Origin of the sequence: Proteiniborus sp. MB09-C3, from assembly GCF_030263895.1 — a bacterium.
Taxonomy (GTDB): domain Bacteria; phylum Bacillota; class Clostridia; order Tissierellales; family Proteiniboraceae; genus Proteiniborus.
Map to the genome: position 1 here is coordinate 3,851,535 of NZ_CP127161.1, position 15,552 is coordinate 3,867,086.

11 protein-coding genes are annotated in these 15,552 nt (G+C 30.0%); all 11 read right to left on the reverse strand.

Annotated elements, in window-relative coordinates:
• Positions 1–34: 34 nt before the first annotated feature.
• Positions 35–1,345, reverse strand: a complete 1,311-nt coding sequence (locus tag QO263_RS18755) for a GumC family protein (RefSeq protein WP_285624859.1) — start codon at positions 1,343–1,345, stop codon at positions 35–37.
• 1,451 nt (positions 1,346–2,796) lie between these two features.
• Positions 2,797–4,341 (reverse strand): murein biosynthesis integral membrane protein MurJ, encoded by a 1,545-nt coding sequence (gene murJ, locus QO263_RS18760; RefSeq protein ID WP_285624862.1) that lies wholly within the window; start codon positions 4,339–4,341, stop codon positions 2,797–2,799.
• Positions 4,342–4,389: 48 nt separating this feature from the next.
• The gene (locus QO263_RS18765) at positions 4,390–5,601 is read right to left on the reverse strand and encodes a glycosyltransferase (protein ID WP_285624864.1); all 1,212 of its coding nucleotides are present in this window, start codon (positions 5,599–5,601) and stop codon (positions 4,390–4,392) included.
• A gap of 5 nt (positions 5,602–5,606) precedes the next feature.
• Positions 5,607–6,953, reverse strand: a complete 1,347-nt coding sequence (locus QO263_RS18770) for a hypothetical protein (RefSeq protein ID WP_285624866.1) — start codon at positions 6,951–6,953, stop codon at positions 5,607–5,609.
• Between the two features lie 176 nt (positions 6,954–7,129).
• Positions 7,130–8,119 (reverse strand): glycosyltransferase, encoded by a 990-nt coding sequence (locus QO263_RS18775; RefSeq protein ID WP_285624868.1) that lies wholly within the window; start codon positions 8,117–8,119, stop codon positions 7,130–7,132.
• The gene (wecB, locus tag QO263_RS18780; protein ID WP_285624872.1) at positions 8,116–9,243 is read right to left on the reverse strand and encodes a non-hydrolyzing UDP-N-acetylglucosamine 2-epimerase; all 1,128 of its coding nucleotides are present in this window, start codon (positions 9,241–9,243) and stop codon (positions 8,116–8,118) included. The genes QO263_RS18775 and wecB overlap by 4 nt, the downstream gene beginning before the upstream one ends.
• A gap of 17 nt (positions 9,244–9,260) precedes the next feature.
• Entirely contained in the window at positions 9,261–10,112 is an 852-nt protein-coding gene (locus QO263_RS18785; RefSeq protein WP_285624874.1) for an SDR family oxidoreductase, read from the reverse strand.
• 19 nt (positions 10,113–10,131) lie between these two features.
• On the reverse strand, positions 10,132–11,190 hold the full coding sequence (locus tag QO263_RS18790) for a polysaccharide biosynthesis protein (protein WP_285624877.1): 1,059 nt from the start codon (positions 11,188–11,190) through the stop codon (positions 10,132–10,134).
• On the reverse strand, positions 11,183–12,409 hold the full coding sequence (locus QO263_RS18795; protein WP_285624880.1) for a glycosyltransferase family 4 protein: 1,227 nt from the start codon (positions 12,407–12,409) through the stop codon (positions 11,183–11,185). The genes QO263_RS18790 and QO263_RS18795 overlap by 8 nt, the downstream gene beginning before the upstream one ends.
• Before the next feature lie 113 nt (positions 12,410–12,522).
• Positions 12,523–14,418 (reverse strand): cobalamin-binding protein, encoded by a 1,896-nt coding sequence (locus tag QO263_RS18800; protein ID WP_285624882.1) that lies wholly within the window; start codon positions 14,416–14,418, stop codon positions 12,523–12,525.
• Positions 14,418–15,500: an NAD/NADP-dependent octopine/nopaline dehydrogenase family protein gene (locus QO263_RS18805; RefSeq protein ID WP_285624883.1), complete on the reverse strand. Its 1,083-nt coding sequence runs from the start codon at positions 15,498–15,500 to the stop codon at positions 14,418–14,420. Before QO263_RS18805 ends, QO263_RS18800 begins: the two co-directional genes overlap by 1 nt.
• Between the last annotated feature and the right edge of the window lie 52 nt (positions 15,501–15,552).

The following is a 15,552-nucleotide window of genomic DNA, read 5'->3' on the forward strand; positions in this document are numbered from 1 at the left end:
ATATTACTAAAATTTCGTATTAATTTGTCTAAAACTATAATTGAACAGCTGATTTTTGCCAGTATTCTTTGAAAAATGCAACAAATATTCCTACCATCACACCTAATATTCCCGCAATAGCTACATTAAGCATTTTCCTAGGAGCCACTGGTCTTATAGGTACAAGTGCATGTGAAACTATGTTTATGGTGGATTCTCCCATTTCAGTTGCTTCTACAACCCTAGTTTCTTCATATTTTTTTAGAAAAGCATCATAGGTTGCTTGTGCTATATCTACATTTCTTTGCACAAGATTAAGCTGATGTTTCTTTTCTGCTAAGTCTGATTGAATCGCTTCTATTTCTTTCTGTGTTTCATCTATTTTTGCCTTCATCATTTCTAATTCTTCAGAAACTTCTGATACCATCATTTTATATTCCGCTACTTTTGTTGATAGTTCAAAGTAATTTATATTTATTTCTTCGTTTTTCATTGTAATACTAGCTGTTTCAATAGCTGATTTATTTTTCTCTTCTGATATTATACTACTTAGTAGCTGATCCTCCGATACAGATTTGTTTGTTACAAGTATCTTAGGAGTGTCTTTAAGTTCTTCTTCTGCTGCTGTTAGTCCTGCTTTTAATTTGCTTAATTCAACTTCCTTTTCTACTACTCCAACCTTGTATTCACTTAATAATATAAGCTTGGCTTCTTGCTCACTTACCAATTCATCTACTCCTCTTGGCTGCGCCATTAGTTTCTTAAGCTCTAGGGAAGCCTCGTCTAGCTTTTGCTTCTCCGATTCAATTTGTGTTTTAAGAAATTTAGATGATTTAGATGCCTGTTCTCTAGATATATCTGTAACAAATTCTGTGAACCTTTTTGCTACTGCATTAGCTATATCAGCAGCTAACTTTGGATCATTATGTGTTACCTTTATCTCAATAAGATTAGTATCTTTTATGGCTTCAAGACTTATCATATCTCTTAGCCCTACTCTTGTTATCTCTTTTTCAGTAAGACTTAATTCCTCTATTACTTGCTGTAGCACCTTAGGACTTTTTATTTGCTCTTTATATGTTTGTATAGTCAACACGGGGTATGTAGATATAGTACTTAGGATAGCTTCCACACTTTCTCCATTTTTGCTTATATTAGCTAGCTTGTCCGTTGCAAGAGATGCCATAAGTACTGATTTTGCTTCGTATGTAGGTTTTATTATAAGGAAGCTAAACACTCCAGACATTAGTACACATATAGCAGTTATGATAGCTATTAGCTTCCAACCTTTTAATAGGATTTCTATGAGCTCTCTTAGTGATATTTCTTCGTAATCATATTGTTGTATTAGTTCTTGTTGCTGCATATGCTAACCTCACTTTCTATATTTCATATCATTCATTATAGCATATGTTTAATTTATTTTGTAAATTATTAATTCATTTTTACTTTTTCTTCAAAACTCTAAAGTCAAAAATATAGCTATAAGTATTATTTTAGACGTAAACTATGCTACATAGATTCCAGTAAAAATATCTAATAACCGCAGAATAATGAGTACAGCACCCACTCTCTTCATCTAATATATTCGCACATAATATCCATTTTAATTCTAAGTTCAAGTATCTCCTATCTATCATAATTATCTATATCATTGGCAAGCACATTTACTCCCTCTCTTAATTGATCTATAATCTTTTTAATTTTGCTCATATGTAAACCATCAACTTTCTTATAAAATTTACTTATAAAACAGACTAAGCGATTGAGCTTGTTCCATAATCAAGTTTATAAATGAACCATTTAAGAAACTTCTTATAACCAACTAATATGATATAGCCAATTAAATGATAGAAACTTAGCAGACGACAGTGCTCATGGAGCGGCGACACGATACTATGCCAAAACAACTCAAACAGACCTCTTGACCCGTATTGATAGAAGAATTGAGCTTGAAAAACTATAATTTCCAAAATAGTGATAAAATCAGAATCAATTAGAGCAGTTCTTTAATTAATTCTAACTTTTTCAATGAAGGATTGCACTTTTCTAATTTTTTCAATCCTATACCTCTAAATTTGCTATTTTATTCTTATTTGATAACAAAAAAATTTCAACCATTAAACCTATACTTGGTACTAAAAAATCACTTCATAATGACTCTTTTCTTTATGCTTCAAAAACTCCTATAGCTTCAAAATGTAAAAAGGACTTCTTCTGAAGCAAACTCAGTTGTTCCTCAAATTCATCGCTATTTATAATTAATTTAGAAATGAAGCAATCACCATGGATATAGTTTAATTCCTTATTATCGATATTATAAAGTATTTCCATCATCTCTTCATTTCACATATATAAATCTTTAAACATTATCCTCATAAATTGAGTCCTATATACGAATAAGTGAAGTAATATAATCAGCTATTTTATCTATTGAATTGCTCTTTTTATTATTCCGTGTATACCTGTTATAATTATTCTATGAATTCTCCCAATTTACTTCACTTATACATCATTACATAGCAACTTGCCCTTAGTAAGAGATAATCTCAGAATATTATAAGTTGTTAATTTAAGTTATCAACACTCCTTTATTTTTAAAGAAAATTACTCTCTACAGAACTCACTTTAACATTTTTTTACTGCTCAGTTTCCTATGTTATTCTGCTGCTTACTTTGTTAAATAAACTAAACTATTAAAGAGATTGTATTGATATTTATGTATTACTCCATAACTTGCGATATATGTACCTATCCTACTCAGCACTCAACCTCACACATTCCACTATACCCTATCATTCTTGGTAAATAAGCGAATTAAAGGGTCTTATTGGTACCTTGATTTATCATTCTATCAATTTTTTTCTTCATAGCTCCAACTATTACGTCAACATCTTTGAACTTCATAAAACAGATAATTACAAAGTATGATACCGCTCCAAATCCAATAGCTATAATAAGCGAAAAATTATGTGACAAAATGGTTATTAGATAATTAAAACTAAGTTTAGCTAGCAAGCCCATAACCAATGAGGCAAATAGGATTTTTAAAAATGAAATGAATATTTGTTTCATTCCAAATGGTCCTATCTTCTTGCGAAGGCTTATGAATAATAAAAATGTAGTGAACGTTGCTGATATTGATGTAGCTAATGCCAATCCATTGATTCCAATGTAACGTGAAAGAATAATATTTAAGGTAATATTCATTACCATTCCTAATGAGGCATTAATTACAGGTGTTTTTGTATCTTGCATTGCATAAAATACTCTAGATAGTATCTCTCGTAACCCAACCCCAACAATTCCTAATGAATAAAAAAATAATGCAGACGAAGTGAGCTTGATTGCTTGCGAATTAAATGCTCCTCTTCCAAATAACATTTCAATAATAGGCTTAGATAATATCATCAAGCCTATAGCTGATGGAATAATTAATAAAACCATTCCTATTATAGATTCCTGAATTGATTTTTTAAAGCCAACTTTCTCATTTTGAGCAAGCATTTTAGAAATCCTGGGATAAAAAACTGTAGCTATTGATGTCACAAATAAACCCTGTACAAAATAAATTAGTCTATTAGAATAATTTAAAGCTGCAATACCCCCAATTATTAGATTAGAAGCAATTGTTCTATCAATCAAAACATTTATTTGGTCCACAGAAACACCTAAGCTTGCTGGTAATGCTAGCTTAATCATTTGTTTTAAATGATTGCTTTTAGGATTAAATCTCATTCTATATTTATAACCATTTTTGTTTAACGATGGAGTAAGGAACAAAACTTGGGCAAATACAGCTAATACACTCCCTATAGCAAGTAAGCGAGTACCAAATGCACCACTTAAACTAATGGATGCAATTACAATAAGATTGGAAGGAATTCCTATTAATCCAGGAATCACAAAATTATTTTTTATTTGCAAATAACTTTTAAAAACAAATACTAATCCTGTAAAATATATGCCAAATACACTTATCCTCGTTAAAGAAACAGTTAAATCTAAAACTTCATTATTAAACCCAGAAGCAAATAATTTAATAACTGGAACTGTGAATAACAATACTATAATAACAATAATAGAACATAAAACTAAAATAAAATTCACAACATCATTTGTAAATTTTTCTGCTTCACTTACCCCAAAATCATTTTCTATGCTATTATATAAAGGAATATAGGTTGTAGCTATTCCTACACCTACAAAGGCAAATATAGTAAGTGGTAATGTTGTAGATATTAAGTATGCATCTGCAACAAAAGAGATTCCATAATAATATGACAATACAATATCACGTACAAAACCTATTATTTTAGATGAAATTGATATAATTATTAAAATTAATACTGTTTTCTTCAATAACTTTCTCACCACTTTTCACTATTCTAACTTGTTTATTTAGCTATTCTATAAATTCTCGACTAATTCATTAATAAAGTCTCTAATGCTTTCAGCTTGCTTTTCCCATGTGAAGTTATTAATTATGTACTCTCTTCCTTTCTTAGCTTTAATTAAGTAATCTTGATACACGCTTTCATCGCTAGTGATAGAAATGACTTTACTTAATATTGATTCAGGAGTATTATTATCTATAAAATTAATGTACCGATGTAACTCATTTGGTATAGATGAAATCTTCGTTGAAATAATTGGTGTTCCACTTGCCAGGTATTCAATAATCTTTGAAGGTAATCCATATTTATTTAATTCCTCATTAGTTCTAATAAGAAGCAATAATGAAGCATTTGTTTGTGCTTCAATAGCTTTATCATTTGCTACTAATCCATGAAAAATAATTCGTTTATTTTTTTTGCTCTTTTCATCTATGTAGTCAACTAATGACCCCTTACCATATAGATTAAGATAATAATTTGAGGGAAGACTTTCTATCAGATCAACCATTTCTTTAACTCCATAGTATTCTTCTAAAGCCCCAGTAAAAACTATATTAACTTTATTATTTAGTTTCTTCTCTATAGATGGAATACTTTCAATTTTTTCCAAAGAATAATTTATTAATTTATATGGCACTAAAGGTGCAAAGTCTAAAACTGTTCTTTCAACTAAAGTTACCATCCCATCATATTTCTTAAAAGTTCTTAAAGATATAAAATTATCGATACCTTTAGCAATCATGAAATATAATTTTCTTTTTTTTTGAAAAGTTATTGGTATATCAACAACAAGACATATTTTGCAAAACTTTGCAAACATTGACGTAAAATATACAGGTAAAGATAAGATAGAAGCTGAATTGTATGTCATAACTATAGTTTTTTCTCGTTTACTACAATTTTTTTTCATTATAATTTTATTCATGAGTATTGATAGAATAGAAATCATAATAGACAATTGTTTTATAAATGGGATATTAATATATCCAACTGAATGAAGTAACAATCCATTTTCTAACATTAAGTTTCGTCTTTTATTTACTATCATTTTACTTCTTGGAAAACTTGCTCTTGGAGTTACACTTATAACAAATAAATCATTTCCATATATTCTATATAGATTTTTTAATAATGCTTTTTCCATGTTATTTCCTGCAACCGACACTGCTCTTGATTCTTTTACAATATTATCTGGTACAATATATCCAAGATATATAATATTCATATTTATCACCACTTAATCCTTATTCTACGAACACTCATAACCCACACTGTTATCCAAAATATATTTCCTACTAAACCTTCAAAAAATTGAAACAGCTGATTATTTGCTGGTAAATAAAAAATCATAATCATCAGTTGAGTAAACACAATTACAGAAATATAGTCTCTGTAATTAATTAGCCTATTCCATGATCTAGCAAGTATATATCCTAAAATTGATATAATTATTAATACTCCAAAAAAAGAAACATCTGATGCTACCCAAACATAAAAGGATGACCACTTACCATGCCAGTCCCAACCATTTTCAATATAATTTCTATATACATAAGTTCTTTCAAAAATCTTATTAGTATCAAATAAGTTAGATACATTTATCAACACAGCCATTGAACTTCCAATTCCGAAAGTAGGCATAAATTCTTTTTGCATGGCCAAACCAAGTGCATAGTAACCCTGGGTAAAATAACTAATTAGCGAACCAAGTGCTAATCTTACATCATTAGAACTAAATAAACTAAGTAATTTGTGATTAACATCTATCATATATTCATTATTAGGCCCATATATATTTACACCATACCTTTTGGGAGCAGTATTAGAAAAATAATATATAAATCCAATGAATCCTAATATTGAAATGAAGATTGTTGCAAATATTCTTTTGAGAAACAATAAATTTCTATTCTGCAATTTATATTGTATAATACTTTTTCTTGGTATTCTAGCTTTATATATTGAATTAATTAGTAATATAACCAAAAGAACTATCAAAAAATCTGCTATAGATTTATTTGTACCTCTAAAAAAATCTAAACCTAATCCACCCAATAATCCTAGAACATAGATAGTTCTTCTTTTGTTTGTCAATTTACTCCAATAAAATAAACCTAGTGGAACATATGCCAATAGAAACGGTGATAATATTATTCTTAAATACGAGATTACTGTAGCTATACTTCGACCTTGTCTTATTGTATAAGAATCCTTATAAGCTTGTCCTAAGTCAAATACTGCGTTAAGGTTAAAAATAAACGAACCAGTATTTAAATAATTTGTAAAAGGGATCAAAATTATATAAATGACCATTGCCTTTCTAAAGACTTTTAGACCTCTCCCTTCATTCATAACAACCAACTCTTTTTTATTAATCCCAATCATATAACCTAATGTTAACATTAAATTAACCATTACTAAAAAGGAATAGAAGTATAATTTATTCTCAACAGGATAATTTATCGGTCCAAAAGCAAATAATAATACAGTTAAGCTTAAATATAATACAGCAATAACTAGGGGGATATATTTTTGTAATTTTCCTTTTTCAAAATTAGTTTTATTCACAGTTGCCAATGGAAACCTCCTGCTAAATAATTTAGATACAACTCGTAGCTAATTAATTCTATATGCAAAAAATTATATAGTTATATAACTGTTAACGATAATAATTTTATGAATTACATTATCATTTATAAGTTTATTAAAATCTTTACTCTACTAATTTCCTCTGTCGTGTAATTTGAAAATTATTAGATTATATAATCTTTCATTAAACTATAAAGCTGGTCACTGTTAAAAGGATTAAAGAATCTAACCTTATCATAATCATCTAGTATTTCATGAGAAAAAGCACAGTCTGAAGCTAGTATAGGACTATTATGCATCTTAGCTTCAAGCAATGGTAGCCCAAATGTTTCTATATATGAAGGAAAAATTAAAACTGATTTGCTATAGTATTCATATACTTCTTCTATGCTTATATATCCAATAAAATCAATTGGAATATCATGCTTTTTTATATCTCTATATAAGTCTCTAATGTTTTTATTCTCATCACCTTTTAACGTAAATATTATTCTGAAATTTAATATTCCCTCCCTAGTCATTTTATGAGCTGCTTCCACAATTACTCTATGATTCTTATATATTAATGCACTTGAGGGGAAAAAAAATAGTCTAAAATTATCTTTATCTTGTTTATAGAAATTTTCAACTTTAATGTTCATCTCTGGTTGAACTAATTCAAATTTATTTGGGTCAGTATTTACCTTCTTTAAGCAAGCCTCTTTTAGCCAGTTTGTTTGTATTATTACCTTATCGGCTTTTTTAACTGAGTTATATATCATTCTGCTAATTATATTTTGATAAATCCAGAACTTATAGTTTTCAACAAGCCCATATTTTTTTTCTATAAATGGTAATGGTTGATGCAAGTATAAAGTCTGCTTAACCTTTACATCTTTGATAACTACATTCTGTAAAGATATAATTTCATCTATATCACTTGTTTTAGCTAATCTTTTTGCTACCATCTTATCAAAATATAGCCTATGAATCCAACTCTTTTTGACCCATGGATAACGTAAGATTTTTACATTATCTGTACCTTTAAGCTCTGGGGTGCTAATCACAAATATCCACTCGTTACCTCTATCATTAATGGCTTTTTCATAGTATTGTTTCAATATTGTTAAAGCTCCTCCATTTTCGGCTGGAACATCAAAGACCATTATCCTCATAATTTTCTCCACACCATTTTATTCACTATACCTGTATAACTTTGAATAATTTTTACTACCTTTACACTAACATTTTCATCAATATAATTAAGTACATCAACACCTAAGTCACCATTAGAGTTCATCTCTACAGCCATGTCAACAGCCTGCAATACCTGCTCTTTTGTAATACCACCAATTATAAAATTACCTTTATCTAAAGCTTCTGGACGTTCTGTACTTGTTCTTATGGATATAGCTGGGAATTTGAAATAAGAAGCTTCTTCAGCAATGGTACCGCTATCTGATACTACACATAGAGCGTTACGTTGCAGACTGTTATAATCAAAAAATCCAAATGGCTGTAGACTTCTCACATTGGAGTGGAACTTAAACTCACGTTGCTCGATAAATTTCTTACTCCTTGGATGTGTACTATATATAACAGGAATACCATATATTTCTGCCATAGCATTTACTGCATTCATAAGTGAAAAAAAGTTCTCTTCATTATCTATATTTTCTTCTCTATGTGCTGATAATAAGATATATTTACCTTTTTCAAGTCCAAGAGTTTCCAATACTTTACTACTATTAATCTTATCCGCATTAAAACTTAAAACTTCTGCCATAGGTGATCCTATAACATAAGTTCTTTCCATTGGTATCCCTTCTGCGTTCAAATATCTCCTTGCATGCTCTGTGTAGCAAAGATTAACATCACTAGTATGATCCACAATTCTTCTATTAATTTCTTCTGGCAGGTTTTCATCAAAACATCTATTTCCAGCTTCCATGTGGAATATTGGAATTTTAAGTCTCTTTGCAGATATAACACTTAAACAAGAGTTTGTATCTCCTAATACTAGAACAGCATCTGGTTTTTGTTCAACCATAATTTCATAAGATTTAGCTAAAACATTTCCCATAGTTTGCCCTAAATTATCTCCTACAACATCTAGATAAAAATCAGGTGCTCTTAATCCTAATTCTTCAAAGAACATTTCATTGAGTGTATAATCATAGTTCTGTCCTGTATGAATCAATATATGTTCAAAATGCTTATCACACTTTTTGATTATCTCTGATAGTTTAATGATTTCTGGACGTGTACCTACTATTGTCATTAATTTTAATTTATTCACCTGTTTCCCTCCTCATATTAAAAATAATGTGGATAAATCTCTTTGTGATTTTCTATCCACTCTTTCATTTCAACAATCATATGTTCATAACTTGGTACAGTAAATATAAAATCATTTCTATTGTTAATTAAAGATTTATCAAGTACAACTACATCACTTGGTAAAATCATAATCCTATTATCTTTCATGTGCTTGTTAAAGAGTCTTAATAAGTCAAACTTGCTAATTTTCTCATTATTAACTAAGTTATATAAACCAGTCAAGTTTTCTTCTAAAGCCTTATCCATTGCTTTCGCTAATGTTAAAGTTGTAACACCAGTCCATATAGATCTTGTAAATCCATTGATTTGCCCCTCTTGCTTCATAAACCAGTTAAAAAGTCCTATACCGTTTTTATTTAAATCAGGCCCAATAATTGAGTTTCTGAAAGTTAAATCTTTATCATTTTCTAGTTCCCCTAATGCTTTAGATCTATCATAAAAAGTCTCGCCGTCTCTAAAAGATGTCTCAGTATAACTACCTTTTTTTCCTGAAAAAACACAGTCTGTACTCATATGAATAATTTTAGTTTTCATATTCCTAGTAATATTGCTTAAAAAATGTGGTAGATAGCTATTTAATAAAACCGCAAGTGATTTATGATCTTCTGCATTTTTATTTAGAATACCGATAGCGTTAATAATTGCATCGTATTTTCCTTCTTTAATAACATTTTTTACAAAATCGAAATCCGTGATATCACCAATAATAGTATCACAATATTTAAATTCACGTCTACTAAAAGCAATTACATCATGTCCCGCCTCCATAAAGTAAATTGCTATTGTGTGACCTGCCATACCAGTTGCACCAAGTACAAGTATTTTCATTATAAAAAAATCACCTCTCTTAGCCTATATCTGTGCTCTCTTTGGCAACAGCGGCTTCATTTGTCTGGAACTTATATAATTCTTCCTTAATGTAGTCAAGTTGAAGTAATTTTTCTTTTATCTGGTCGATATTGAGGATCTGAGTATTGTGAGAATTATATTCTCTCTCAGTAGATAACTTTTTATCGCCCTGAATAAAGTATTTATCATAATTAAGACCTCTTTTATCAGCTGATACTCTGAAAAATCCACCCATATCTTCTGCTGTTAGGTATTCTTCTTTTGTCAAAAGAGTTTCATATAGCTTTTCTCCATGACGTGTACCAATTATTTTTATTTCATTATCTGCATTGAATAATTCCTTAATTGCCTGTGCTAAATCTCCTATAGTTGACGATGGTGCCTTTTGCACCATAATATCTCCAGCTTCAGCATTTTCAAATGCAAAAACAACTAATTCAACTGCCTCTTCTAAGCTCATAAGAAATCTCGTCATATTAGGATCTGTCACTGTTAATGGCTGTCTGTTTTTAACTTGTTCTACAAAAAGTGGTATAACAGATCCTCTTGAAGCCATTACATTTCCATAGCGTGTCCCACAAATAAGAGTTCTTTCTGGATTCACAGTTTTTGACTTAGCCACAAATACTTTTTCCATCATGGCCTTTGAGATTCCCATAGCATTAATAGGATATGCAGCTTTATCTGTTGAAAGGCAAATTACCTTTTTTACTCCATATTCAATGCTAGCAGTTAGAACATTATCTGTCCCTAATACATTTGTCTTTACTGCCTCAAGTGGAAAGAACTCACAGGATGGAACTTGTTTTAGCGCCGCAGCATGAAACACATAATCTACACTATGCATAGCATTCTTAACACTTGAAAGATCACGCACATCCCCGATATAAAATTTGAGTTTATCATTTTTATACAGTTTTCGCATGTCATCTTGCTTTTTTTCATCTCTTGAAAAAATTCTTATCTCTTTTATATCAGTATCTAAAAACCTCTTCATGACTGCATTACCAAAGGAACCCGTTCCACCTGTAATTAATAAAGTTTTATTTTTAAACATTTTTTACTCTCCTATCTTCAATATGCTTAATTAGCGTCATGTAATTTTTATCTATTGTATAGTTATTTTCTAAATACATTCGACCATTTATACCTAGGTTATTTCTTAGTTTTTTATTCTTAATTAGCAAATCAACATAATTAAAATAACTATCAATATCTCCTGATTCAACCCAGTAACCACACTTTGCTTTTGTTAAAATGTCTTTAACATCAGTAGTCTTATCAGTAGCTGCTAATATAGGAAGTGCCGATTCCATATAGTATGTAAGTCGTGCAGGCGTATTAGGAACTGTAAATCGTCCATCAAGAAATATCAGACCTACATCACAAGAAGTTAAAAATTCCCAGTATTCTTCTTGTGGTATAGCATTCAATATATTTACATTCTTGAAATTGGAATCTGAAATAAATTTCGAAAGTTTTGAAAAGTCAGTCCCAGAACCTAAAATCATAATGAATAAGTCTTTATATTCATTAGCCTTTTTTAGAACTTCTTTTATAAATTCTATTCCTTGAGGTTTTCCAATGTTTCCACCATATACAAATACGATTGCATCTTTGGGTATATTATATTTTTCTCGCATTTCTTTGCCCTCAAAAACTCTATTTTCAATCTTTCTAGGCCTAATGCTATTTGGAAAAAGCTCAACCTTTGAAGGACTTACTTCAGGATTGTGGTTTATAATATAATTTATATTTCCTTTTGAGGTACAGCCAATAAAATCTGATATAGCATAAAGTTTTTTTTCTTTTAAACGGAAAAATCGAAATATAAAACTGTTTCTTTTCATTATCTCTAAGTCAACAGCATTCTGAGGAAATATATCTTTCAAAATAAGATAAGATAAACAATTATCACGATTTTTTATATACTTTATTACTTTCTCAAAGGTTACAGGAGGTGTTGTATATAAAACAATATCAAATTTAACATTATTAAAATAGGTTTTTATAGCTTTAATAAATTGAGATTCAATAAGTATTGTTGAAATTCCCTTTTCAATAAAATTCGTTTTAGTAATATTGCCTGTACGAACTCTAAGAACACTAACTTTTTCTCTCTTTTCATTTACTGTACGCTTTCCATTTCTTTTCTCATTAGGACATACAATATAAACATTATTTTCTCTGTCTTTAAGTTCATTAATTAAATCAATGTATAACCCATTTCCATCTAAATTATTCATTGATGATATAGTTAGAAATAATATGTTCAAAACATCACCTGCTTATTTTAAGTATTCTGTATAGTTATAATTTAACAGCTAGATATAATATATAATCTATTTACTATCAGACTTTCCTCTGCTTTCTATAGTTCCTTATTGAATCAACAATTCTTTTGGTTTAATATATACTCAACTTCCTTAATATTCTCTTTTGCATAATCAACCACTTTATCAGAACTAATCAATTTATTATTTTCATCTACTATTTTTACTCCGCCTTTTACAGGTTTTGTTTTCCAATACTTTGCGTATTTAAACTCTTCAACTTCACCCCATAAGTATGGTACTGGTAAGAAACCAGCTGCAAAAATCTTGTAAAATCCCTCAGCTGTATATGGATTGTCAATATGTGTTTCAATTCCAGAAATAATAGTCTTAGCAGAATCAATAAGTTCAAACATCCGTTCTTGAACATCTAAATTCTTACTCATATCCTCTACATTCCCAATTCGTCTTAACTCCCGATATTTTTGTAATGAATACTGAGTGATTTTTATGCTTTCATTGATGATATTAGGTGTTGCTAAATGTGAAGCCTCTGAATAACTAACTACATGAATAATAGGTGGACTTGTTTCATTATGGGGATCTATATCATCCATCAGTGCGGCTACAGCCGCTAATTGTATTTTAGCTTCTTCTAAATCTGGTCTAAAATAATCCAGTCCAGCTCTAGGTTGTAGGAGAACTTTGAAATTAGAATTCTCAAGTTCTTTTATCAGTGTAAGCATTGCCCTAGACTTAGCTAAATCCTGAATTCCCCATGTAAATCTAGGCGTGTTTAACATATTCTGTAATATAAAAGTCTTCACACCTAACTTTCTAGCAAGCTTAGCCGATAAATAGGCAGAAACAATGTATGTTACATCATCTGCCCCTCTAAACGCAAAATGATGAGATACATTAGCTTCAAATGGTTTATCTGTTTTGGTAATATATTTTAATGTTTCAATATGTTGTTTTAAATTCGTATATAAATCATAAGGACCCCTTTCATCTAGCTTGTTAAACCACCATAGAGATAAAGCATGCCAACAAGTATTCAAAGTTTTCTCATACATTTCTGCTAACTCCGGTATATTTTTTGTTCCAGCATAAGTTCTCACTAATAGCGGCCTAGAAACTTCCCAGATCATCCTATATTCTTCTGGTGAATTAACAGGAACTCCTCCGCCATTAGGTTTGTCTTTCCAATCTTCTCCAAAATTAGATTGTGTTAATTGCGAACTTCCTATAGATAGGATATCTAAATACTTAGTTTTTGCAAGATATTTAGCCCAATCCATAAACTCTTTTAACAAATCCAGTCTATCAACAGCAGAAGAGTAAGGCCCTACATGCGCACGCATTAATGGTATAAAAGACCTTTTCATATTGTAATTGAGTCTTTTCACAAGAGTATCATCCGAAGTTCCGTATTCTTTATACATGCATCGTTCTACTGGTTTAAAACTATCGTAGTTATGAGCATTTATAGTATCTTTACCAAATTCTAAACGGAAGTCATCGTATAAACTACCATTTAAGATATCTTTTGGAATTCGCTCATCTGGAACATCCATTTTCATTAAAGATTCACAAACAGATTCTCCACCTTTAAAAGTTTTAACGAACCCTTTATGTTCTTTTTCTATAATCTCACATGCCTTGGGAAGTCCTCCAAAAAAAATAGATTTGATTGGTCCCCCTCGATAAGATAAAAGATTGCTACTCTCAAGTGCATTCATAAAGTATCCCATCATTTTAACTGCTTCATCTTGATCCAATCTATAACTAAGTCCAATTCGACTAATCTTATTCTTACAAATCCAATCCAATATTATCTTCTGGTTTGCTTCATATTTTATATCATTTATTGCCTTTGCAATTATTTCATCCCCAAAGATTACACGATAACCGCAATCCCTTAAAAGTTCTGCTGCTGAATTTACTCCCAAAGTATGTGCATCTAAAGATGGTTTTACAAATGCAAATATATCTGAATCTACTGCAAACATCATCTATTCCCCCTACTAAACAAATTCTTAAAGTCACTTTTTGAATTTGAATCATGGAAATAATCTAAATTTCTACCAACCTTTCTAAAATCAACATCCATTAAACTAGATGCTAAGTCTATAATTACGCTAGTATTTTTCATGTTTAAGCCTAACTTTTTTCCAATCGTTTCTAATGGTACTAGCCCACAAGGAACATCTTCAAATATATACCTGTGCCTTAATGAACAAGGTGCATCAATTGTTTTGTAAGCTTCATTATTTTGAATACATTCATATAAAGTGTTACCATTAATATTATATGTCCTCTTAAGCCATTCTTTAGTTGTTTCAACTTCTAGCCCTAACTCTCTAGATACAGCTACTCTTTCTTCATCTATCCTTTCTACTAATCTTCCCACAGTTGGAGTTATACCATCATAGTAATATTTATATATAGTGCTTTCACTTTCAGTCCAGCCTGTATTTAATAAAAGTGGGGCACAATGAAGAATCATACCTACATTACCAATAGAAGTTTCAATCATAGATCTTGCAGGAATAAAATACTTTTGAATACATTCTGGCAATTTCATAATGATATTTTTATTCTCAGATGAATTAAAAGTTGATATTAAAACACCAGATTTTAAAGATATTATATTTACTGAGTCTTCACCTGTTTTTCTGCAAGTATATATAATTGTTTGTGTTTCTGCAATTGTTTGTGTAACTTCTTGATTATGCTTTCTGTAAGTTGCATCAAACTCTAATGCCCCAAAAGTTCTCCCTGGATTTAGAACAATTAGTGTTTCTTTTTTTATAACCTTAGCAATTTGTTCGGCGAGCTCTTTATGAGAATTAGCTGGAGTTGTAATCAAAATAACATCGGGGTTTTCAACAGCTTTTTCAATGTCATCTGTAACCAAGTCTATTTTAATTTGATCATTTATAATTCCCTCACAATAAATTGTCTGAGTCTCTATTAATTTAGAAATAGTCGATTTGGAACGATTCCACAAAATTACATTGTTTCTTTCTTTGCTTAAATGTGCAGCCATTGCCAGTCCAGAATTTCCTGCACCTATTACAGTGATATTCATCTATTTCCCTCCCAGCCATTGTGTTTAAAACATATACTCTTTTTTATATATG

Coding starts and splice junctions, on each gene's coding strand:
- QO263_RS18765 (WP_285624864.1), bottom strand. CDS start 5,601: ATGAATATTATATATCTTGGATATATTGTACCAGATAATATTGTAAAA.
- QO263_RS18775 (WP_285624868.1), bottom strand. CDS start 8,119: ATGAGGATAATGGTCTTTGATGTTCCAGCCGAAAATGGAGGAGCTTTA.
- QO263_RS18805 (WP_285624883.1), bottom strand. CDS start 15,500: ATGAATATCACTGTAATAGGTGCAGGAAATTCTGGACTGGCAATGGCT.
- QO263_RS18800 (WP_285624882.1), bottom strand. CDS start 14,418: ATGTTTGCAGTAGATTCAGATATATTTGCATTTGTAAAACCATCTTTA.
- QO263_RS18785 (WP_285624874.1), bottom strand. CDS start 10,112: ATGAAAATACTTGTACTTGGTGCAACTGGTATGGCAGGTCACACAATA.
- QO263_RS18790 (WP_285624877.1), bottom strand. CDS start 11,190: ATGTTTAAAAATAAAACTTTATTAATTACAGGTGGAACGGGTTCCTTT.
- QO263_RS18755 (WP_285624859.1), bottom strand. CDS start 1,345: ATGCAGCAACAAGAACTAATACAACAATATGATTACGAAGAAATATCA.